The following is a 22,550-nucleotide window of genomic DNA, read 5'->3' as shown; positions in this document are numbered from 1 at the left end:
GAGGGTCAAAGGGAGCCACGGGGAGCGGCGGTGTCGCCACGGATGATTTCGATGCCAGCGGGGCGGGGCGCCACGCGGCGGGGGCTGCTCGGCGCGCGCGGCGCCACGTCCGCGTTGCTGCGCTGTGGGCTGCTGCCGCGGCCGGCCAGCGCATCGCCATCCAGCCCGGCGTAAGCGTTGTTCTCGGGCCGCTGCAGCGCCAGCTGCTGCTCGCTGTCCAGGCCACGCACCGGGTCCAGTACCCCGCGCGCCTGCGGGAACAACGCCAGGTCGGGCAGGCCGGCGTCTGCAGGGTTGCGCAGGGCCAGGAACAGCTTGCCCTGCTGCGCGCCGAGCAGCAGGCGGTTGGCATCGGCCACCGGCACGGCAAGCACGGCCGTTCGCGCCGGCTGCGTTGCCTCGCTGCCGCTGCCGCTGCTGCGGTTGCCGGAACCCTGGGTGATGTCGGCCGCGCGTGCGTCGTTGTGTGCCGTGGCAGGCGCCTGGTCCTGGGCGGCCGGCGGCGCCATTGCGATGTCCTGCTGGCCGTAGCTGAGCACGCGCAGGCGCGACAGCAGCAGCCGCGTCTGCGCGATGTCCGGCTGGCCGCTGTAGGCGCTGGCGCTGCTGCGCAGATTGAGGAACACATCAACGAAATCGCCTGGCAGGATGCGGTTGCCTGCCGCGACAAGTTCATCGACCGGCACCGCCAGTGCGCGCTCGCCGGGGCGCAGCTGGAGCGAGAAGCCCTGCGCCAGCACGTTGGCGCCGATCGCACTGCCTTCGCTGATGTCCTGCACCGGCACCTTGCCGATCACCGCGGCCAGTTCGGTGGCCGCGCCGGGTGCTTCGCTGGTGCGTCGCGCCAGGCGCACGCCATTGGCGCTGATCGGCTCGCCAGCCGGCAGGCGCGCAGTCGCTTCAACAACGCTGAACGTCTGCGCATCACCCTGCACGATCGCGCTCGGATGTTCGGCGGATGCGACCGGCCTGCGACCGATCACGAACGCGATCACGGCCAGCAGTACGGCAAGGGCGATCAGTGCGATGGCGGCGATGCGGGTCAACTTGAGCATGGAATCGTCTCCGGTACCGATCGTCAGTTGCTGCCGAGGTCCAGCTGGGCGACCGCGACGCTGCGGATGGGGGCCCGCATCACCCAGCCATACAGCGTGGCGGTGCCGGGCAGGAAGGGGTGGGCGGCATAGTCATAGCTCACGGTCACGGTCATGCACTGCACCGTGGGCAGGCCGGAACACGGCGCCTGCGGTGAAACCACGATGGCACCGGTGCCGCCACCGCTGCAGTCCGGGTTCTGCCCTGAAAACTGCAGCAGCCATTGCATGGAGCGACGCGCGGCCAGGCAGGCTGCGGTACGCCGTTCGCCGGTGCTGGCGAAGCGCAACGATGCGCGGGCGCCTTCGGCCGACGCCGTTGCCAGGGTCTGCTGCGCGGCCATGATCAGGACGCCGGAAAAGGTGAACAGCAACAGCGGCACCAGACCGAGCAGCAGCATCAGCGCGAACTCGATGCTGGCGACGCCACGCTGGCGGCGCGGGGATGCGTTCATGCCATGCCTCCGTAAGTGGTGGCGAGCACCCAGCCAATGGCCGCGAAGGCAAGGTAGGCCGCATAGGGAATTCCCTGTCGTCCCTGGCGTGCCGCGTGCAGTCCGCGCAGGGCAGGGCGCTCGTGCCACTGGGTGCTTGCGCGGCTGACCTGCATCTGCAGTCGCAGCGGCAGGTGGCCTGCCAGCTGGCGGGCAAGCAGCACAAGCACCGCATGGGCGCCCGCAGCCAGGCTGGCCATGACCCAGATCGGCAGCAGTGCATGCAGGCCCAGCAGCAGGCCCAGCACAGCAAAGAACTTCACATCGCCAGCGCCCATCCAGCGCACCGCGTAGAAGGGAATCAATGCCAGCAGGCCGATGATCGCGCCCAGCAGATGTGACAGCCAGTCGATGCGCATGGCAGTGAACTGACTGGCGATGATCTGCACGGCCGCTATCGCACACGCGGCAAGCAGCCAGGCATTGGGCACCCGGCGGGCATACAGATCGCTGATTGCGATGCGCAGGCACACTCCGATGGCCAACAATCCCAGCACTGTCATCGCACACCCTCTTCGTCCATCAATGGACGCTTGCAGTTCACCTCTTCGGCCACCGCGGCCGCCCTGGCAGCGACCGCCGGTGGGGCACGCACGCTGCGGCTAGGCGGCGCTGCTTGCGTCGGTGGCGATGGCCTGCAGGCGGGTGAACAGCGTGGTGAAGAACAGGGTGATCTGTTCGCGCGCCACCACGATCAGGATGCCGGCGATGACCGCGGCCAGCAGCCCGTATTCGAGCGCGGTCACGCCATCTTCTTCTTTCAGGAACTTGCGGATCGATGCGTTCATGACGGTTGTCTCCCTCTACCTGTCAGTTGCGGCAGGACACCTGCATGGGCGGTGGCCCGGCTCCGCCGGGACCGTCCCTTGGCCCCTGCCATCCTGGCGGAGGTTGCATGGCGGGTATTCCCGCCGTGCTCAAGCAGGGTGATCGTTGCCAGGCAGGGCAGCGGCCACGCAACCGCAATCGCACGGCACCGGGCCGGTGCGGGTAGCGGTATATCGTGCGTGCATGGTCATGCTGTCCCCCTGGGTGTGGCCGCAGTCTGCGCAGCCAGATCACCGTGTATTCGACTTTGCCTGAATGGCGGTTCCCTGCAACCGGAACCTATATGCAAATTCGGCAGAAACGCCGCGATCCTGAAATTGCCGGGGCGTATCTGTGACGCAAATCCGATTCCTGTCACAACGATTCATGGACGTGCAGATAATGTGAGTGGAGTTTCCGCGCATGCGAAATCCGTGCCACGGGCGCGCACATTTTCTTCACGCTGCTGATAATCCCATCGTCCCGGATCATCCTGTTTACGCCTGTCGATAATCGGGCATACTCGGGGAGCAGGTTTTGCATTTTCAGCGATGGTCGCGCACACCGACGGGTGACCATCGCGGCAACGGACGATGCTCTTGGAAACGGCGAACGCCCTGTCAGGCAGTGGGGGCGGGGTCGCGCAGCAGACCAACGGGGGACGACACTGTCATGGTCGATGGTGGGGTGGACGACAACGACGGCGGCGATCTCAGGTCGATCGACCTGGCCACGCTGAGTGGTGTGCTTCGTGTGTGCGATGTTGAACTGTTGCTGCTCGATGGAAATGGTCCGCGCGCCGCATTTGCTTCACGGGTTCACGAGGAAGCGCTTTTCTGCAGCATCAGCTGTGGTTTCCATTGCCGTGGCCGTTTCATGCTGCCGCCGGACTGGGCGATGCTGGGGTATCTGCACACCACCGACGATGCCTTGAGCTGGTGCCATGGTGTGCCGCTGACGCCCGGCATGGCGCTGACGGTGATGCCCGAAGGCATCAGTGAGTTCACCCTGAGCCCTGGCACGCAGATGACGCTGATGCTGGTGCCGGTCACGCGCGTGCAGCGCAAGCTGACCGAGCTGAGCCTGCGCAGCACGCCGCCGGCAGGGCAGGCGCTGTCGCTGTTCAATCCGGCCGGCAACGCAGGACCCCTGGTACGCCACTACCAGCAGCTGCATCTGCAGCTGGGGCAGGGGGGCGGGTTGCAGCCGGAAGAAACCGAGCATCTGCTGCACGAACACATCCAGGCGCTGCTCGCTGCAGGCGCGGCGGACCGGCCAGGCTGCAGCCGCGCCAGGCGCACGCATTACCTGATCGCGCAACGGGCGGAGAACTTCATGCGCCTCAACCTGCGCCGCAACATCTATATGAATGAGATCTGTGACGCGGCTGGAGTCAGCGAGCGCGGCCTGCGGTACGCGTTCGAAGATCTGTTTGGTACTTCGCCCAACCGATATCTGTCGATGCTGCGCCTGTGCGCGGCCTGCCGCAGTCTGTCGATGGCCGATTCCAACCGGCGCTCGGTGAAGGCCATCGCCCTCAGCTGCGGTCTGTGGGATCTATCGCGCTTTGCGGACAATTACCGCAAGGTATTTGGCGAACTGCCGCGCGATACCCTGATGCGCGCGCCCGCGCAGCTCGGCCAGCCGGCGTGAGTGGTATCGGCCGGGCTGCCGCCCGGCACCCGCCGAAGCGTCAAGCCAAAGCAACAGCCAGAGCAACAGCCGGCTCTGGGTTTTCTGTGGGTTGGCGGGGCGGTGTGGACCTGCAGGACACGCCGTAAACCCGTCCCTTGGGGGCTCGATGGCGCCATCCATGGCGCCAACGGCCCTGCAAGCCCACACCGCCCCGCCCCTGACAGTTTCCCGGTGACGGCTGGAGAAAGCTTGCATGCATCCTTGCGCATTCCAATGAATCCTGGTCTTTCAGATTATTTCGATCTAAATCGAAATTGATGATCCGACTTTCCCGGCCGGGCATGGCACGGCGCTACATCCAAAGCGCGCGGGAAACTGTCGAAGGCGGGGTGGGTCCGGTTGTGGGGGCGTGAGCCGCATGGGCCCGAGGCATGCCTCGGGCGGGTTGGGCAGGACGCCCAACCCCGGTCTTGCCGTGTGCGCAGGACAGCGCACACGAGCAAGCGGCGACCGAGCTTACAGGGGTGAGGGCGCTTTGCTTGCGAAGCATCGCTTCGCAAGCGCCCGAACGCACAGCCGCCAGCGGCTGGGCCGGGCCCCGGAGGGGGACTTGCAGCGCCCCCACAACCGGACCCACTCCGCCATCCGCGATAGCCCCGTTTTTGCTTTGGCTTTGGCCTCTGCGGGTGCCGGGCGGCAGCCCGGCCGGCCCTCCCTGCCGGTTTTGCATATGCGGCTGCCGAATCCGGTCGTGGATTTGCCGGAATGCGCGATTGCCCTGCCGGAATGAAGTGCACGGCCTCTCCTGAAAGGCGCGAAATGTCAGTCACCTGCCTAACGGCAAGTCCACTGACATTCAAGTAGTCCGCCTACGGGGGAAATGCTCATGAACCGCATCTACCGGCGTGTATGGAACCGCCAGCTCAATGCTCTGGTCGTGGCTTCGGAACTGGCCACCGGCGATAGCGGTGGCACCGCACCACGTGATCCGCGCACCGCACTGTTGATGCCCAGCACGCTGGCGCTCGCACTGCTGTGCATCCTGGCCAGTGGACCAGCGGCCGCGACTGAATCGAATCAGTCGCTGCGCGACCTGCAGGCGCTGGCTGCCCGCTATGCCCAGCCGATGCCGGTGAAGGTGGACGCCGAGGTGGCGCTGGCTGCCGCAGCACGTCAGGCGCAGGCCAGCCCGGCCATCGATGCCAATGCACGCGTTGGCCTGCAGCTGAGCACCACCTCGCTGCCGATCGTGCGCGATGTGCTGCCAGCCACCGTGCAGGTGAAGCTGGGCGCGGGTACGACACCGCAGCAGGTGGCAGCACCGGCGCTGGCCGCCGATGTGCACGCACGTCTGAACGTCGCAGGCACAACCGCTGTCGACGCAGGTGCGTCCCTGAAGGCAAGCGCTGCACCTGCCGCGCAGGCGCCACTGGCGCTTGCGGCAAAGGCCGACGCGAAGGCCAAGGTGGCCCTCGGCGGCGCAGCACCACTGGCAGCGATCGAGGCCGGCACCCAGGCCGCTGCCGCTGTCGCCACCGCGCCCACCGGCCTGAAGGCCGCGGTCGATGGCAAGATCGATGGCCAGCTGGCGGTTGCCGGCAGGCACATTGAAGGGCAGGGCCAGGTGGATGCAACCGCTGCGGTCGTACTGCCGGCCAAGGAAGAACTGCCGGGCGATATCGATGACCGCGCGATCACCGCGGCGTTCGATACGGGTGTAGCCGGCAAGGTGCGCGTGCAGGGCGTCGATGGCCAGGAAGTGGTGGCCGATCGCAATCTCAAGCTGGCAGGCACCGCTGCGGTGGGCGCGCAGACCACCGCGCTGGGCCTGGGTGGCGTGTTGAACGGGGTCGGCACCGCATTGAATGGTGTCGGCAACGCGGTCGGCAGCCTGCTCAACGGCGATCTTGCCGGCACCGTCGGCAACCTCGGCGGCGCCGTCGGCGGCCTGGTCGGCAATACGCTGGGCAGCCTCGGCCTGACCAAGCCGTCGGCGATTCCGCCGACCAGCCCGAAGGCACCCGCTGCGGCCGATCCGAATGCCGGCCTGGTGATCGGCACCGGCGGCCTGGTAGGGGGCGTCACCGAACTGCTCGGTCCGACCACCGCCAGCCTGTTCGGTGGCACCGGCTACCTGTCCAACGGCAACCTCAAGCTGAGCACCGCCAACGTCATGCAGACCTATTCCACGGTCAACGTGCTGGGCCTGCCGGTGGTCAACGCCACCCCGGTCGGCACCACGCTCAATGGCCTGGGCGGTGCGGTCACTGGCGGCAGTTCGCACCTCACCCTGATCGGCGGCGTCACTTCCGACAGCTACATCTACAACATCAACAACGGCAACCCGGGTGGCCTGCTCGGCCTGCTGCTGCCGAAGGATTCCCCCGCCTGGGCCGCCAAGTGCCTGGATATCGCACTGGCCGACATTTCCTGCTGGGCCGTCAACGCCGCGCAGGACTACCAGGTGCTGATGGGGGATGGTGCCTATGCCAACGGTTCCAAGGAAGTGGTGATCGGCGCCAATGCACGCCACGAACTGCCCAAGGTGGATGCCAGCGTTGCCTTCCCCGGTGCCGGCGCCAACGATCCGACCGATCCCACCGGTGTGCCGACCGCTGACTATGCTGCGCGCATGGGGCATTCGGTGGTGGTGGGTGACAGTGCCAGCGGAACGGCCAACGGCCAGACCCTGCTGGGCGCGGAAAGCACCTCCAACCAGGCCAATTCGGTGGCGCTGGGCTACCGCTCGGCCGCGCTGCGCGGCGCCCAGGCCAGCTACAGTGCCTATGGCCTGACCGCCGCACAGGTGTCGGCCGGCGAAGTGTCGGTCGGTACCGCAGGCGGTGGCGAACGGCAGATCACCAACCTTGCTGCCGGCAGTGCCAACACCGATGCGGTCAATGTCGCGCAGTTGAAGGGCGCCATCAGCCAGATCGATGCGGTCGGCGCGGCCGCCGTCACCTACGACCTCGATGGCGCCGGCGACCCGGACTACCGCCGCGTCACGCTGGGCAATGGCACCGGCACCACCACCATCGGCAATCTCGCCGCCGGTGCGGTCAATGCCACCAGCAGCGAGGCGATCAATGGCGCGCAGCTGTTCGCCAGCAACGACACCATGGCGAAGTTCTTCGGTGGCCGTGCCGCGTTCGATCCGCTCACCAGCACGTTCACCGCACCGCTGTTCGAGATCAGCACCATCTCCACCGGCGGCGCGGTCGCCCCGGGCCTGTACGACAACGTCACCGATGCGTTCGATGCGGTGGATGGCTCGCTGGTCAACCTCAACACGCAGATCAACGACATCCGCAACACCGGCACCAAGTACCTGCGGGTGAATTCCACCGGTGCGGAGGCACTGGCCAGCGGTGCGGATTCGATCGCCGTCGGCACCAACGCACAGGCGACGGCTGCCAACAGCATTGCAGTGGGCGCCGGCAGCCTGGCCGACCGTGCCAACACGGTGTCCATCGGCGCGGCCGGGGCCGAGCGCCAGGTCACCAACGTGGCCGCCGGCACCACTGCCACCGACGCGGTCAACCTGGGCCAGCTGCAGGCCTCGGAACAGGGCGCCCTGCGCTACGACGTCAACGGCGATGGCAGCGTGAACTACGCCAGCGCCACGCTGGGCCAGGCCGGCACGGCCACCACGCTGCGCAACCTCGGCCCTGGCCAGATCAGCGCCGCCAGCAGTGAAGCCATCAACGGCGCCCAGCTGTTTGCGGCCAACCAGACCGTGGCCACCCACCTCGGCGGAGGTGCCGCGGTGGATGCCAATGGCGTGGTCAGTGCGCCGACCTACACGCTGAACAACATCGCTGCCAACGGCACCGTCAGCCAGGGCAGCTACAACGATGTCGGCACGGCATTCGACGCGGTCAGCAACTCGTTGGCCAACGTTGCCGACCAGACCGACGACCTGGACAAGCGCGCAGTGAAATACGATATCGATGGCAGTGGCAACGTGGTCGACACGGTCACCCTGAGCGGTACCGGCGGCGCCCCGGTCAAGGTGACCAACGTTGCAGCGGGCAGCATCCTGGCCGGCAGCACCGATGCCATCACCGGCGACCAGCTGTTCAGCACGCACCAGACGGTGGCCAACTACTTCGGTGGCAGCACCACCTACAACGGCAGCACCGGGCTGTGGACGGCGCCGACCTTCAACATCTCCACCATCGCCACCGATGGCACCATTACCGGCAACGACTACAGCAATGTCACCGCCGCGTTCTCTGCGGTCGATGGCTCGCTGCGGGTGCTCAACCAGCGCATCACCAACGGCGGCGGCAGCCCGTACCTGGCAGTGAATTCGACCGCTGCGGCGGCCACCGCCAGCGGTGCCGAAGCGCTCGCCGTCGGCCCGCAGGCCAGTGCCGCCGGCGCGTCCAGCGTGGCGGTCGGCAATGGTGCCAACGCCAGCGCGGGCAACAGCGTTGCACTGGGCGCCGGCTCGGTGGCCAGCGTCGGCGCGCAGACCGGTTACACCGGTGCCTACGGCCCGGCAGGCGGCAGCAACTCGGCCGGTGAAGTGGCCGTGGGCAGCACCGGCAGCGAGCGCAAGGTGACCCATGTGGCCGATGGTTCCGATGACCACGACGCGACCAACGTCGGGCAGCTGAAGAACGGCGTGAACTACGCCATCGACCAGTCCAAGTCGTACACCGACCAGAAGATCCAGAACATCACCAACGTGGCGGGCAGCTTCCGCGCCAACAACAGCAACAACCTGGCCGACCCCTCTGCCAGCGGTGCCAACTCCGCTGCCGGCGGCGCCGGTTCCACCGCGGCAGGTGCCAACTCAACCGCCCTCGGCAATGGTTCGCAGGCACAGGCGGACAACTCGGTCGCGCTGGGCGCAGGTTCGGTGGCCAACCGCGCCAACACGGTGTCGGTCGGCGCTGCCGGTGCGGAGCGCCAGGTGGTGAACGTGGCCGACGGCGCGCAGGCCACCGACGCGGTGAACGTGCGCCAGCTGCAGGCCTCGCAGCAGGGCACGATCCGCTACGACACCACCACCAACGGCACCACCAACTACAACAGCGTCACCCTGGGCAGCACCGGCAGCGGCCCCACCACCGTACGCAACGTCGCTGCCGGTACCGCCGGCACCGATGCGGTCAATGTCGACCAGCTGAAGTCGGGCATGGCGCAGACCCTGGACTGGTCCAAGGCCTATACTGATGAGCGCATGGGCGGCTTCGAGCGCGACCTGCGCAAGACCGACAACCGTGCGTCGGCCGGCATCGCCTCGGCGATGGCAACCGCGTCGCTGCCGCAGCCCAGCGAAGCGGGCCGCAACATGGCCTCGATCGCCGCGGGCAGCTACAACGGCGAATCCGGCGTGGCCCTGGGCATCTCCGGTGTCTCCGAAGGAGGCCGCTGGATCTACAAGTTCAGTGGTTCCACCAACAGCCGTGGCGAGGCCGGTGTGGCCGTCGGCGCCGGTATCCAGTGGTGATCGCCCGCGCCGGGTCGCAATGGCGACCCGGTGCCGAGGGCAACGTCTACAGGGGAATGACATGAAACTGCATCGCATCGCCCACGGCGGCCGCTTCGCCGCCACGCTGGGCCTGATCCTCGCCGCAGGCCTGCTGGCGGCTTGCCGCAGCCATGCGCCAGCCGCCGATGGCCCAGCTGAAAGCACCGCCGTTGCTTTCCCCGAGGCGCGCAAGGCGTCGCTGAAGGAAGGCACCTATCCGGACATCGCCGACCTGCGCCGCTTCGCGCCGGGCATGAGCAAGCGCCAGATGTACGCGCTGCTGGGAACGCCGCATTTCAACGAAGGCATGTGGGGCGTACGCGAGTGGAACTACCTGTTCAACTTCCGTACTGCGCAGGGCGCGGAGTACTTCACCTGCCAGTTCCAGGTGCGTTTTGACAACAAGGGTATCGCCCAGGCGGGCTACTGGAAGCCCGAGTCGTGCGCGGCGGTGCTGGATCCACCGCGGCCGCCGGCACCGCCGCCGCCGGCGCCTCTGCCGGAGCAGCCGCTGCGGCTGGCGGCCGACGCCTTGTTCGGTTTCGACAGCGCGGTGCTCAGTGCCACGGGCCAGCAGGCAGTGCAGGGCGTGTTGGCGCAGGTGCGCGAGGCCAGCCAGGTGCAGTCGATCCAGGTGGTGGGTTACACCGATCGCATCGGTGCTGCGGCCTACAACCAGGCCTTGTCGCAGCGGCGCGCCGAAGCGGTGCGCATGGCGCTGGTGCAGGGCGGCGTCCCGGCGGCAAGCATCAGTGCCGAAGGCCGCGGCGCGGCCGATCCGCTGGTGCAGTGCGACCAGCGCAACCGGCGCGAGCTGATTGCCTGCCTGGCGCCCAATCGCCGGGTGCAGATCGCAGGCGTGGCCCGCCCGCGCTGAGCCCCGTGTGCCGGGCAGCAGCGCCGGCATCCCCGAGTCCCCCCTGTTCTGCCGGCAGGACGTGGAAACGTCTCCCCCGTTTTCCACGCCTGCCGGTGGGCAGGTTTGTTTCCTGGTGCACCCGATGAATGCCCAATTCCTGCCCCTGTCCATGAAGACGGAAACCACTCTCAGCGTGTACGGCCAGCTCGGCAACCATGCGGTGGTGCGCATTCCCGGGCGCCGCCTGCCAGGCCTGATCCTGCAGGCCGATACCGTGGCCGGTTTCCTCGCCCAGCTGCAGGAGGCCCAGGCCTGCCTGCGCAGCGGCCGCGCCCAACGCGCCGATGCCGAACTGGACATGCTGGTGGACATGCTCGAGCAGTGGTACGCCCTGATCGAGTCACGCCTGGCCGATGCAGGCGAAGCGCTGTAACCAGATCGTCCTTTTCAGGCGCGTGCGCGGATCATCCAGCAGGCGGCATCGACCCGCACGCGGTCGCCTTCGATGAAGGGCGCGAAGGCTGCCAGTGCGCGTGCATGCAGCACATCGGCTTCGGCGCGGGGCAACGCGCGCAGTGCCAGGCCCATCGGGCCGAGCTGGCCGACATAGGTGGGCAGCGCATCGCGCGCAATGGAGCAGGGCAGGTCCAGCGCAACCACCTCCACATCCTGCCAACCGGCGTCCTGCAGCAACCGTTGAACCCGGCTGCCGTCGGCGAAGGCGAACTGTCCCGGCGCACCGGGAGCGCGCTCGGGCAGCGCCAGATCGTCACCGATCGCGCGCTCTGCGGTGGTCATGAACGGGTTCTCGTCGGCACTGCGCCACGCGATGAAGCGCAGGCCCGCACCCGGGCGGGCGGCGCGATGCAGGTTGGCGAACGCCGCTGCGGTGTCGTCGAAGAACATCACGCCCAGTCGCGACTGGATCCAGTCGAAGCCAGCCGGCGCGAACGCGTGACGCTGGGCGTCGGCGACAACGAAATCGATGGCACGCCGTGCCGCGGCCGCGCGTTCGCGCGCCAACGCCAGCATCGGCGCGGAGATGTCGATGCCGGTGCAGTGGGCCCCAGCCAGCGCCTCGGCCGCGGCCAGCACGCTGGCGCCGGTACCGCAGCCGACATCCAGCAGCTCGGTGACGGTATCCGGCAGTTCGTTGCGCAGCGCATCGGCCATCGGTTGGAACAGACCATCAAGAAGGGCCTGTTGCGCGACCCAGATCTGGCCGCCTGGGCCGTTCCAGAGTGCGTTCTGATCGAGCGGCGCCGGTTGCTGGGTGGACATGGGCTTGCCTTGCGAAGGGACTGGGCACATGGTGGCGCTTGAAGTGGACTTGAGGTCAAGCCCGATGCGGGAACTGGATATCGGTGAGGTGGTGCGGCGCAGCGGGGTACCGGCCTCGACCCTGCGCTATTACGAACAGCTGGGCCTGCTGCAGGTGCTGGGGCGGCGCGGCCTGCGCCGGCAGTATGACGAGCAGGTGCTGGAACGGCTGGCACTGATCGGCCTTGGCCAGGCAGCGGGGCTGTCGTTGCAGCAGATCGGCGCATCGCTGCCGCGCCAGGGCCGCATCATGCTGGACCGCGAAGCGCTGCTGGCACAGGCCGAGGTGCTGCAGCGGCAGATCGCCCAGCTGCAGCGGGTACGCCACCACCTGCAACGCGCTGCAGCCTGCCCACAGGCGCAGGATGCACGCCAGTGCGGTTCATTCCGCAAGCTGTTGCGCACGCAGCAGCGCATGACGGGCGGATGAGCCTGCGCCAGCCATGCCTGGCGTGGATGAACCCGTGCAGCTCCCTCAATCGCGGGTACTGACTTCCCAGGTGGCGTGCAGCACGCCGGGCACCTGTTCCATCCGCGCCAGCACGATGTCGAGTTCGTCGGCACTGACGGCGGTACTGACCAGCACCGCGATCACATCGGTGGGGGCATCGGCGTGCTCCACCAGCTGCACGTCGCCCACCGGGTACTGCGCTGCTTCCAGCGCATCCACCAGGCGTTCGCGCACGCGCGGCACGGCCTCGGCATCCACGCTGAGGCGCACCTCATAGGTGGCCTCGGTGGCCGCCTCGTTGATCGGAATGCGGTTGATGGCATTCACCAGCGGCCGCAGCAGCGTATTGCCGGCAATGATCAGCACGGTCAGCAGCACGCCTTCGGCCAGCATGTCGGCGCCGGTGCAGCTGCCCACCGCCGCCGAGCACCACAACGTCGCCGCGGTGTTCAGCCCGCGCACGTTCATGCCTTCCTTCATGATCACGCCGGCACCGAGGAAACCGACGCCGGAGACCACATAGGAGATCACCCGCACCGCCTCGGCGCTGCCGGCGATGCGCATGCCCAGGTCAACGAAGGCGGCGGCACCCACCGCCACCAGCACGTTGGTGCGCAGGCCGGCGGTGCGCTGCCGGTACTGCCGCTCTGCCCCGATCAGGGTGCCGAGCACGAAGGCGGCCAGCAGGCTGACCACGGTGTCGGCGAAAGGGCCGGGCTGGAAGGTCTCGATGAAGCGCATGGCCGCAGTCTACCCCGCCGACGTGACAGGACATCCTCGCCATGCGTGGATATCCAGATGTACCAGAAACGACCTGATCCCCTCCGTCCCCGGTTGGGAGGTCAGTCGGTGTCCTCGACCCGTTCGCCCATCAGTTCGCGCTGGCGCTTGTCCAGTTCTTCGGCATAGCGCTTGCGCACGAAGGCCTCGGAGACCACCCCCAGGACCTGGCCGTCGGCGCCGACCACGGCCAGTTCGTCTGCCTGGGTCTGGTCGAAGCACTGCATCACGCTGACCACGTCCGAGGCTGGCGACAGCGACACGTCGCGGTTCTCGGCCAGCTCGCCGATCGCGGTCTCCGGCTTCACGCCATCGCCATACACGCGCGGAATCTGCACGATGCCGGCGTAATGCCCCTCGCTGTCGATCAGCATCACCCGGCTGCCCGAGCCCAGCGGAAAGCGCTGGCGGAAGCTGGCGATGTCCAGGTCCGACGGGGCGGTGGCCACGCCCTTGCGCATCATCCGCCCCGCATTGAGGTTCTGCACCCAGCCGATGTCGCGTGCGCTCTTGATGGTCTCCCCGCGCAGGTGCATGCGCCAGGTCGAGAAGGAATAACCGAACCACTGCCTTACCAGGGTGCTGGACACCAGCACCGCGCTCATCACCACGCTGGTCAGCAGGAAATCATGGGTGCCTTCCAGCACCAGCATCGCCATGGTCATCGGCGCGCCGACCACGGCGGCGGCCAGCGCGGCCATGCCTGCCAATGCAGCCGAGGTGGCGTCGATGACCGGCACGCCGGCGGCCATCGCCAGCAACCCGGCAAACAGCGTGCCGACCAGGGTGCCCATGAACAGCGAAGCGAAGAACAGTCCGCCACGGAACCCGAAGCCGAGCGAGATGCCCGAGGCGAGGCACTTCAGTGTCAGCAGGCCGCCGATCCAGATCAGGGGCAGGTGGGTGGTCAGGTCCAGGTGCAGTGCGCCATGCCCGGACGACAGCACCTGCGGGCTGGCCAATGCCAGCGGAATCAGCAGCAGGCCGCCCACCACCGGGCGACCCCACAGCGGCAAGGGACTGCGTTTGACCGTGCCTTCGATCGCGGCGATCAGGCGCATCACGGCAATGCCGATCATCGCGCAGCAGCAACCGAGCAGGCCGTAGATCGCATAGTCGGCCGCGCGCACGTCGATGGTCGATGCCGCCGGCAGCAGATAGGCTTCCACGCCGGCCTGGTCGGCAACGAAGGCGCCGGCCAGCGCGGCCACCGCAACCGGTGCCAGTGCGGCCGGGGTGTATGCACCGATGACGATCTCGAAGGCATAGAACGCCCCGGCAAGCGGCGCGCCGAAGGCAGCGGCGATCGCACCCGCTGCACCGGCCCCGACCAGGATGCGCACGTCGTTGCGGCGCAGGCGCATCACCCGGCCCAGCTGCGAACCACTGCCAGCACCCATCTGGGTGTAGGAAGCCTCCAGCCCGACCGAAGCACCGCAGCCATTGGAAACCAGGGTCTGGGTCAGCACGATCAGGTTGTCGCGCATCGACATGCGGCCGCCATGCAGCGCATTGGCTTCCACTGCATCGAGCAGTGGACGCTTCAGGCGGGTGGCGGCAAGACTGACCAGGCCCACCACCAATCCGCCCACCGGCAGCACCAGCAGCGCCGTCCACGCCAGCGAGGGCAGGGAACTCAGGCGCATGCCTTCGTCCAGGCCGTACAGGACACGTTGCAGGCTGCGCGCCAGGCCGGCCTGCAGAAGGGTCAGGCCGCCGGCAATCAGGCCTACCAGCAGGGCAAGCGCGATGAACCACAGGTCGCTGCCACGCAGGCGCAGGCGCAGGCCCTGGAAGGCCAGATGCAGGCGCGATGGCGAAGCGGTGGAAGACATGGTGGCGGCATGATACGCCGCCACCGTGAGCACTACCGTCACCGGATCAGGCGGCTGCCCTGATCAGAAGCGGTAGCGGCCCTGCACGTAGAAGGTGCGCGGCGCGGCCACCATGCGCCCGGCATTGCCGTCCACATTGCGGGTGTACCAGCGCTTGTCGGCCAGGTTGTTCACGCCCAGCGCGATCTCGCTGTCACCCAGTCCCGGCACCTGCCAGGCGACCTGTGCATTCCACAGGCGCACGCCGGGAACGCGGCCCACGCGCGCATCGGCGGTCTCGTCCCAGGTGTTGGCGGCATCGGAGAACTGCCCGCTCTGGTGTGTGCTGGATACATTGAAGGTCCAGCCCGCCAGTGCATAGCGTGCGCCGACGCTGTCGGTATCGCGCGAGTAGAACGGCACGTCCAGCCCGCGGTTGTCGCCGGACTGCTGGATCGCCTGGGTCCAGGTGTAGTTGGCGTACAGCTCCAGCCCGGCCAGCGCGCCGTCCTCGGCGAAGCGGTACTCCACGGCGCTTTCCACGCCCTTGTGGTCGGTGGCACCAATGTTCTGGAACGTGGGCGGGGTGATGCCCGGCACCTGCAGGATCTGGTTGTCGAAGCGCATCTTGAACACGGTCACTTCCGCGCGCAGTGCACCGTCCTGCCAGCGCGCACCGAGCTCGGCGGTCCTGGCCACCTCCGGGTTCAGCGGGTTGCTGGCGCTCTGCGAGTTCAGCTGGATGTTCTGCACCGGCCCGAACGAGGTGGTGTAGTTGCCGAACACGGTCAGCTGCGGGGTCAGCAGGTAGGCGATGTTCAGCGAGGGCAGTGCCTTGTCGTTGCGGCTGCTGAAGGTTGCGGTGCCACCGGCCTGGCGGCGGTCCATGTCGATCCACTCCATGCGCACGCCGGGAGTGATCCGCCACTGGCCGATGGCGATGCGGTCGTCGACGTAGAACGAATGCGCGTCGGTAGCGTTGTCGAAGCGGTTGGTGACACTGGCCGCGCCAGTGCGGCGGGTCACGGTGTAGCTGCGGTCGTTGCCACGCTCGCGCAGGAAGCGGTAGCCGGCGGTGATGTCGTGCACGCTGCTGCCCCAGTGCAGGCGCTGGGTGTAGCGGGGCTCGATGCCGAGCACGCGGTAGTTGCGCGGCTGCACGGTAATCTGCGTGTTGGCGGCATTGATCAGCGCGCTGGCCCGGGTGCTTTCGTTGTAGTACGCCAGCACTTCGAACTCGCTGTTTTCAGAAAGCGTGTTGGTGTAGCCCAGGTCGATGCCGGTGCGGTGGCCCTTCCAGAAATCGGTGGGACGGGTGTTCTGGAATGGATCGGCTTCATACTGCCCGCGGGTCAGGCCACCGGGCGTGAGCGAGCGCACGTCGTAGTAGGACAGCTTGGCGCGAAGCTCCTGCTGGGCGTCGATGGCATAGGCGAACTTCAGTGCCAGATCGTTGAAACGATCATCGCTGCCCTGGCGCCAGCCGCGGCCGTCCTGCCCGGAATACAGCAGGGCCGCGCCGAGGCCATTGTCGGCGGTGCCGCCGAGGAAGGCGTTGTACTGGGTGCTGTCACCGCCACCGTGGTCGTAGGCGCTGTAGCGCACGCCCGCCTCGCCGTGCAGGCCGCCCCCGGTGGGAATGGCGCGGGTGCTGAAATTGATGATGCCGCCGACGTTCTGCGGGCCATAGCGCACCGCACCGCCGCCGCGCACCACATCGATCGATTCGATGTTGGCCAGGCTGGTGGGAGCAAATGACAGCTGCGGCTGGCCGTACGGCGCCACCGCCAGCGGCACGCCATCCAGCAGCACGGTGGAGCGTGGCGAGTAGCGGCCGGTCAGGCCGCGCACGCCGATGTTCAGCGACACCGAGCTGCCGGCGGTGCCGGAATTGTCGATGACCTGCACGCCGGGAATGCGGCGCATGGCATCACCCAGGCTGGCCGCGCCACTGGCTTCAATACGCTGGCGGTCGACCACGGTCCGGGCACCGGCGAAGCTTTTGACGCTGTCGTGCAGGCCGGTGCCCAGCCAGCTTCCGGAAACCTGGATGCTGTCCAGCGTGGTGGCGCCGTCCTGGGCGGAGGCCGCCCCGTTGAACAGGCACAGGGCGAGGGCGGCGGCCAGGGGCGGGCAGGCCGGTTGCGGGGCGCGGATGGGCATCGGGCAGGGTCGTGGAAGGTCGCAAATGAGAATTATTGCTGATTCCATTCGCTATTGGAATCTGGGTCGGTTCAGCCGTTTGGCCGGGTGATAAAGTGGTGGATTGCTTCCTGACCCGCCGAGAACCGCCATGTCTACTGCTGCTTTCTACCCCGTCGGAACCCCTGGACAGCCGTGGGGCGCGGCGGAACGGGAGCAGTGGCGGGCGCGCCAGCAGCGTCTGCGCCGCTATGACCAGGACGTGCTGCCGCGCATCGAGGCACTGGCCGACCGTTTCGACACGGTGGCCTATGGCCAGCTCGACTACGCCGGCGAGACCTACACCCTGTTCGCACTGCGCAGCCACGACTGGAACCCGGCACTGCCGGCCGCGCTGGTCACCGGCGGCGTGCATGGTTACGAAACCAGCGGCGTGCTGGGTGCGCTGGAATTCCTCGAAAATCATGCGGCGCGCTACGCTGGCAAGGTCAACCTGCTGGTTGCGCCGTGCGTGAACCCATGGGGCTTTGAGCGCATCAACCGCTGGAACTTCGATGCGATCGACCCGAACCGCAATTTCCGCGCCGATGGCCCCGCCCGCGAATCCACCGCACTGATCGAACTGATTGCGCCGTACAAGGGCCAGTTCGTGTTGCACATCGACCTGCACGAAACCACCGACAGCGATGAGAGCGAGTTCCGCCCGGCGTTGGCCGCGCGCGATGGCAAGCCCTTCGAACCGGGTCTGATTCCCGACGGCTTCTACCTGGTGGATGACAGCGCCAATCCGCAGCCGGCCTTCCAGCAGGCGGTGGTGGCCGAGGTCGAGAAGATCACCCATATCGCGCCAGCCGACGACAAGGGCGAGATCATTGGTTCACCGGTGGTCGCGCACGGGGTGATCGAGTACGCGTTGATCCCCTTGGGCCTGTGCGCGGGCATCACCGGCGCGACGTACACCACCACCACCGAGGTCTACCCGGACAGTCCGCGCGCTACGCCGCAGCAGTGCAACGACGCCCAGGTGGCCGCCGTGTGCGCGTCGCTGGATTACGCGCTCGCCAACCCGTGATCTGCTGACCTGCTGTGCATCCACGCATGGCGTGGATCTGCTTCAGCGCGCAGTAGATTCACGCCATGCGTGGATGGGGTGTGGTTGAAGCATCACCCCAATGCTTCGGCCCACCACAGGGCCGCCGGGCCCGGCGGCGTGTCGCGGCGCCAGACCAGGTCGCTGTGGATGCGCCGCGGCCACCCGGGCACGCGCAGCTCGTGCAGGCGGCCACGGTCATAACGCTGCACCAGTGCGCGTGGCAGCTCGGCCCAGCCGATGCCGTCCTCGGCCATCTCCATCACCATCAGGTAGTCCGAGGCGGTCCACGCCAGGCCGTTGATCGGCGGTGCGTGGTCGACCTGCGCGCTCAGCCGCACCTGCCGATGCCGCGCCAGCTGGGCGGCGGCGCGCACGCCTGCACCTGCCAACGGGTGGTCGCTGGCCACGTACACCGCCAGTTCGCTGTGATGGGCCAGCGGCTGCGCCACCAGCGCATCGGGATACTGCGCCTGGCGTGGCAGCAGCCCCAGCCCGGCGCGGCCATGCTCGATCAGTTCCAGCACGTCCTGGCCTTCGGCATCCAGCCATTCCAGCTCGATGTCCGGGAAGGCTTCAGCAAAACGCTGCAGCAGGCGCTGCGATGGTTCCAGCTGATAGACATCGGAAAACACCAGCGCCAGCCGCGGTTCGAGCGGGGCGGCCAGGCGCACGCTCAGGTGCTGCAGCCGCGCGTCGGCGGCAAGGATCTCCTGCGCGTGGCCGAGTACCTGCCGGCCGGCCTCGGTCAGCTGTGGATAGCGGCCGCTGCGGTCGAACAGGACCATTCCCAGATCGGCTTCCAGGTGCGCGATCGCGGTGCTCACCGTGGACTGCGTCTTGCGCAGCCGGCGCGCCGCCGCCGAGAACGAGCCCAGCGCCGCGGCTTCGACAAAGGCCTGCAGGGATTCGGGAGAGTAGGGCATTGATCCATCGCTCCTGTCGATGGAATCCATTTTGATACCGCCGTAAAAGACGATGATACTGGCCGCCGTCGCCCCTGTCTGCGGGGGCGTTCCAGATCCTCCACGCCCGGCGTGGATACACAGATGGCGGGGCGCGGTCCCCGTCCGGCAAGGAGCTTCATATGTCCCGTACTTTTCCCGCCCGTGGCGCATTGATCGCCTGGGCCTGCCTGACCGTGGCGATCGTCGCCGAAGTGGTCGGCACCTCGTTCATGGCCCATGCCGCCCGTGATGGCGGCTGGACCGGGTATCTGGTGATGGCCGCCGCGTTGGCGCTGTCGTACTTCTTCCTGGCGCAGTCGGTGCGTCGCATTGCGGTGGGCGTGGCCTACGCAGTCTGGGAAGGCCTGGGCCTGACCCTGCTGACCGTGGTCGGCATCAGCGTATTCGGCGAAAGCCTGTCGCTGCAGCAGCTGGCCGGGTTGCTGCTGGCCGTGGCCGGCATCGTCTGCGTCACCCTCGGGGAGGCACACTGATGAATACCCTGGCGTTGTTTTTCGTGATCTGTTCGGCGCTGATCGACGTGGCTGCCAACATGATGGTGGCCAAGTCCGATGGCTTCCGCCGCTGGCGCTGGGGCGTGGGCGCCATCGTGCTGGTCTGGATTGCTTTCGCGCTGCTGGGGCAGGCGGTGCGGTACATGGATCTGGCAACCGCCTATGCGATGTGGGGCGCGATCGGTGTGATCGGCACGGCCACCTGTGGCCGCCTGTTGTTCGGCAACCGGCTGCGCCCGATCGGCTGGGTCGGCATCGCGCTGGTGACCACGGCGGTGCTGCTGCTGAGTACCGCATGATCCTGCGCTGATTGCAGCGCGGTGTGGGCTGGTCGACACTGCACTTCCTTCTTCGATCGGATGCGCGCATGTTCAGTCACATCACTGTTGGCACCAACGATATCGACGTCGCCCGCCGCTTCTACGATGCGCTGTTCACGGCGCTGGGTGCGCGCGTTGGCGTGGCCGACGAGAAGGGCCGGCTGGTGTACTTCAAGGACGGCCGCATGTTCATCGTCACCCCGCCGATCGACGGGCAGGCGGCCTGCCATGCCAACGGTGGCACCATCGGCTTCACCCTGGACAGCCCGCAGGCGGTGCATGCCTGGCAGGACGCCGGCACCGCCCATGGCGGCACCGCGATTGAAGATCCGGCCGGTGTGCGGCAGATGGCGGGACGCCAGTTGTACCTTGCCTACCTGCGCGACCCGGATGGCAACAAGCTCTGCGCCGTGCATGTGATGGGCTGAAATCCCGGCGCAGGACGCAGTCTGTCGTAATCGACCCAGGATGGCCCGGGCGCCCGGTGCGGCCACTGGCACTGCAGGCGCGCGCGTAGCATGGAACGACGGCCGATCGTGCCTGCGCAGTGCTCCCACTTCATGCTTTGTCCACTGCGGTTCATCCAGAATCGGTCGGCTTACCTTCTGATCGAACCGGAGATGGCTGCCCATGGAAGCACTGGAGCCTCAACATCAGCCGGTGCGCACCCTGCGGCCTGTCTTCGCCTTCGCGGCGATCATCGTCGTTGCGTTCGCACTGTTCGTCAGCCTGTTCCCGCTCGGCGCGGGCCGCCTGCTGGTCAAGGCCCAGGACTGGGCCGCGCTCAACGTGGGCTGGTACTACCTGCTGGCGATGACCCTCTACCTGGTGTTCGTGGTCGGCGTGGCGTTGTCCAAGTATGGCGGCATCAAGCTCGGTGCCGACCATGACGAACCGGAATTCAGCTATCTGTCCTGGGCGGGCATGCTGTTCGCTGCGGGCATCAGCATCACCTTGTTCTTCTTCTGTGTTTCAGAGCCGCTGACCCACTACCTGCAGCCGCCGCAGGGCGACCCCGCTGCGGGTGAAGCCGGCGCGCGCCAGGCCATGCAGCTGCTGTTCCTGCACTGGGGCCTGCACGGCTGGGGCGTGTTCGCGCTGGCGGCGATGGCGATGGCCTATTTCGCCTACCGCCACAACCTGCCGCTGGCACTGCGTTCTGCGTTGTATCCGCTCATCGGCAAGCGCATCAACGGGCCCATCGGTTACACCGTCGATGCACTGGGCATTGTGGCCACCGTGTTCGGCATCGGTGCGGACATGGGCTTTGGCGTGCTGCATCTCAATGCCGGCCTGTCGCATCTGTTCAACGTGCCGCACTCGAACTTCGTGCAGATCGTGCTGGTGGTCAGCATGATGGGTGCGGCGGTGGCCGTGGCTGTTTCCGGTGTGGAGAAGGGCGTGCGCTGGATGGCCAACATCAACATGCTGCTGGCCATCGCGCTGGTGCTGTTCATGCTGTGCGCCGGCCCCACCCAGTACCTGCTCAGCACGCTGATGCAGAACCTGGGCGACTACCTGGGCAGCGTGGTCGGCAAGAGTTTCGACGTCTACGCCTATGGCGGGCGCCCGGAATGGCTGGGCGGCTGGACGGTGTTCTACTGGGCCTGGTGGATCGGCTGGGCACCGTTTGTCGGCCTGTTCATCGCCCGCATCTCGCGTGGCCGCACCATCCGCGAATTCGTGTTCGGCGTGCTGCTGATTCCGCTCGGCTTCACCCTGGCGTGGCTGTCGATCTTCGGCAACAGTGCGCTGGACCAGGTGCTGCACCATGGCCAGCAGCAGCTGGCGCAGCTGGCGGTGGATGATCCACCGACGGTGCTGTATGCGCTGCTGGACGGCTACCCGTGGAGCAAGGCGGTGATCGCGGTGACCGTGCTGGTCAGCTTCATCTTCTTCGTGACATCGGCCGACTCCGGCGCGGTGGTGCTGTCCACGCTGTCTTCGCATGGCGGCGCCCCGGAAGACGATGGCCCGCGCTGGCTGCGGGTGTTCTGGGGCGCGGTGATCGCCGTGCTGACCGCCGGCCTGCTGCTGGCCGGCAATATCGATGCGCTGAAATCAGCCGTGGTGCTCGCCTCGTTGCCGTTCTCGGCCGTGCTGCTGTTGATGATGTGGGGGCTGACACGCGCCTTCAGCGACGAGTCGCACCGCAAGCGCGCGCAGCAGTTCAGGCCGTCTCCGCTGATCGGTGATGATCGCCACCACCAGGGCTGGCGCCAGCGCCTGACCCAGGCCATGCATTTCCCGGTGCGCGACCAGGTGTACCGCTTCATGGATGACACGGTGAAACCGGCGATGGAGGCGGTGGCCGAGCAGCTGCGTGAGCAGGGGTGGGACGTGCAGACACGGTTCGAAGCGGGTGACATGGAATTGTCGGTCAACCATGGCGAGCAGCAGGACTTCCTGTACCGGGTGATCCTCAGTGGCTACCTGACGCCGTCCTTCGCCGCGCAGCAGCTGCGCAACCAGCGTTACTACCGTGCGGAAGTGCATCTGTACGAAGGCAGCCAGGACTACGACCTGGTGGGCTACAGCCGCAAGCAGATCATCAACGACATCATCAGCCAGTACGAACGGCACCTGCAGTTCCTGCACCTGAGCCGTTGATGCCGCCACGCCGGGCAGGGCCCTTGCCTTTGGTGGGTGCGGACCGTGGGTCCGCACACTCCAGTAGAGCCGAGCCCACGCTCGGCTCTTATCTCTTGCGACTCTGGCACCTTAGGTGCCGAGAGCCCGGCGCGGGCGACCGTTCGGCTCTAGGTCTTCTCGATCGCTCTGTAGCAAGGATCTCCGCGCC

The 22,550-nt window shown here is 67.3% G+C and carries 19 protein-coding genes; 10 read left to right on the top strand and 9 right to left on the bottom strand.

The window, feature by feature from the left end; genetic code table 11:
• Window positions 1-5: 5 nt before the first annotated feature.
• The 4 genes from cpaB to ACVOLJ_RS17965 form a co-directional block, all read right to left on the bottom strand.
• Window positions 6-1,055 carry a Flp pilus assembly protein CpaB gene (cpaB, locus tag ACVOLJ_RS17980; protein ID WP_475279046.1) on the bottom strand — a complete coding sequence of 350 codons (1,050 nt, stop codon included), beginning with the start codon at window positions 1,053-1,055 and terminating at the stop codon, window positions 6-8.
• 23 nt (window positions 1,056-1,078) lie between these two features.
• Window positions 1,079-1,549, bottom strand: coding sequence for a TadE/TadG family type IV pilus assembly protein (locus ACVOLJ_RS17975; protein WP_475279045.1), 471 nt, complete (start codon window positions 1,547-1,549; stop codon window positions 1,079-1,081).
• Window positions 1,546-2,091, bottom strand: a complete 546-nt coding sequence (locus ACVOLJ_RS17970) for an A24 family peptidase (RefSeq protein ID WP_475279044.1) — start codon at window positions 2,089-2,091, stop codon at window positions 1,546-1,548. Before ACVOLJ_RS17970 ends, ACVOLJ_RS17975 begins: the two co-directional genes overlap by 4 nt.
• A gap of 99 nt (window positions 2,092-2,190) precedes the next feature.
• Window positions 2,191-2,376, bottom strand: a complete 186-nt coding sequence (locus tag ACVOLJ_RS17965) for a Flp family type IVb pilin (protein WP_475279043.1) — start codon at window positions 2,374-2,376, stop codon at window positions 2,191-2,193.
• 691 nt (window positions 2,377-3,067) lie between these two features.
• On the opposite strand from ACVOLJ_RS17965, the gene ACVOLJ_RS17960 reads away from it, so the two are divergent.
• The 4 genes from ACVOLJ_RS17960 (at window position 3,068) to ACVOLJ_RS17945 (ending at window position 10,804) form a co-directional block, all read left to right on the top strand.
• On the top strand, window positions 3,068-4,048 hold the full coding sequence (locus tag ACVOLJ_RS17960; RefSeq protein ID WP_475279042.1) for an AraC family transcriptional regulator: 981 nt from the start codon (window positions 3,068-3,070) through the stop codon (window positions 4,046-4,048).
• Window positions 4,049-4,916: 868 nt separating this feature from the next.
• Window positions 4,917-9,491 carry a YadA-like family protein gene (locus tag ACVOLJ_RS17955; protein WP_481564751.1) on the top strand — a complete coding sequence of 1,525 codons (4,575 nt, stop codon included), beginning with the start codon at window positions 4,917-4,919 and terminating at the stop codon, window positions 9,489-9,491.
• A gap of 61 nt (window positions 9,492-9,552) precedes the next feature.
• On the top strand, window positions 9,553-10,389 hold the full coding sequence (locus ACVOLJ_RS17950; RefSeq protein WP_481564750.1) for an outer membrane protein assembly factor BamE: 837 nt from the start codon (window positions 9,553-9,555) through the stop codon (window positions 10,387-10,389).
• A gap of 124 nt (window positions 10,390-10,513) precedes the next feature.
• A complete protein-coding gene (locus ACVOLJ_RS17945) occupies window positions 10,514-10,804 on the top strand; it encodes a DUF6959 family protein (protein WP_475279039.1) in 291 nt (96 codons plus the stop codon).
• A 14-nt stretch (window positions 10,805-10,818) separates the two neighbouring features.
• Here ACVOLJ_RS17945 and ACVOLJ_RS17940 read toward each other — a convergent pair whose 3' ends face one another.
• On the bottom strand, window positions 10,819-11,652 hold the full coding sequence (locus ACVOLJ_RS17940) for a class I SAM-dependent methyltransferase (protein WP_481564749.1): 834 nt from the start codon (window positions 11,650-11,652) through the stop codon (window positions 10,819-10,821).
• 64 nt (window positions 11,653-11,716) lie between these two features.
• Here ACVOLJ_RS17940 and ACVOLJ_RS17935 point away from each other — a divergent pair, with 64 nt between their 5' ends.
• Entirely contained in the window at window positions 11,717-12,121 is a 405-nt protein-coding gene (locus tag ACVOLJ_RS17935) for a MerR family transcriptional regulator (RefSeq protein ID WP_481564748.1), read from the top strand.
• A 45-nt stretch (window positions 12,122-12,166) separates the two neighbouring features.
• On the opposite strand, the gene ACVOLJ_RS17930 is transcribed toward ACVOLJ_RS17935, so the two are convergent.
• The 3 genes from ACVOLJ_RS17930 to ACVOLJ_RS17920 all read right to left on the bottom strand — a co-directional run bounded on the left by ACVOLJ_RS17930 (window position 12,167) and on the right by ACVOLJ_RS17920 (window position 16,899).
• Window positions 12,167-12,883: an MgtC/SapB family protein gene (locus tag ACVOLJ_RS17930; RefSeq protein WP_481564747.1), complete on the bottom strand. Its 717-nt coding sequence runs from the start codon at window positions 12,881-12,883 to the stop codon at window positions 12,167-12,169.
• A 101-nt stretch (window positions 12,884-12,984) separates the two neighbouring features.
• A complete protein-coding gene (locus tag ACVOLJ_RS17925) occupies window positions 12,985-14,757 on the bottom strand; it encodes a chloride channel protein (protein ID WP_475279035.1) in 1,773 nt (590 codons plus the stop codon).
• Window positions 14,758-14,820: 63 nt separating this feature from the next.
• Entirely contained in the window at window positions 14,821-16,899 is a 2,079-nt protein-coding gene (locus ACVOLJ_RS17920; RefSeq protein ID WP_481564746.1) for a TonB-dependent receptor family protein, read from the bottom strand.
• 130 nt (window positions 16,900-17,029) lie between these two features.
• Here ACVOLJ_RS17920 and ACVOLJ_RS17915 point away from each other — a divergent pair, with 130 nt between their 5' ends.
• The gene (locus ACVOLJ_RS17915; protein WP_481564745.1) at window positions 17,030-17,950 is read left to right on the top strand and encodes a M14 family metallopeptidase; all 921 of its coding nucleotides are present in this window, start codon (window positions 17,030-17,032) and stop codon (window positions 17,948-17,950) included.
• A gap of 92 nt (window positions 17,951-18,042) precedes the next feature.
• On the opposite strand, the gene ACVOLJ_RS17910 is transcribed toward ACVOLJ_RS17915, so the two are convergent.
• Window positions 18,043-18,894, bottom strand: a complete 852-nt coding sequence (locus ACVOLJ_RS17910; protein WP_475279032.1) for a LysR family transcriptional regulator — start codon at window positions 18,892-18,894, stop codon at window positions 18,043-18,045.
• Between the two features lie 161 nt (window positions 18,895-19,055).
• Here ACVOLJ_RS17910 and ACVOLJ_RS17905 point away from each other — a divergent pair, with 161 nt between their 5' ends.
• From ACVOLJ_RS17905 to betT, 4 genes are all read left to right on the top strand, one after another.
• Complete coding sequence (locus ACVOLJ_RS17905; protein WP_475279031.1) at window positions 19,056-19,409, top strand: SMR family transporter; 354 nt, start codon at window positions 19,056-19,058, stop codon at window positions 19,407-19,409.
• Window positions 19,409-19,729, top strand: coding sequence for a DMT family transporter (locus ACVOLJ_RS17900; protein ID WP_475279030.1), 321 nt, complete (start codon window positions 19,409-19,411; stop codon window positions 19,727-19,729). The genes ACVOLJ_RS17905 and ACVOLJ_RS17900 overlap by 1 nt, the downstream gene beginning before the upstream one ends.
• Window positions 19,730-19,797: 68 nt before the next feature.
• Window positions 19,798-20,178 (top strand): VOC family protein, encoded by a 381-nt coding sequence (locus ACVOLJ_RS17895; protein WP_475279029.1) that lies wholly within the window; start codon window positions 19,798-19,800, stop codon window positions 20,176-20,178.
• 202 nt (window positions 20,179-20,380) lie between these two features.
• A complete protein-coding gene (gene betT, locus ACVOLJ_RS17890) occupies window positions 20,381-22,360 on the top strand; it encodes a choline BCCT transporter BetT (protein WP_475279028.1) in 1,980 nt (659 codons plus the stop codon).
• The last annotated feature ends 190 nt before the right edge of the window (window positions 22,361-22,550 follow it).

The organism is Stenotrophomonas sp. STEN046, assembly GCF_056759755.1.
This window is presented reverse-complemented; position numbering and strand designations above follow the sequence as displayed.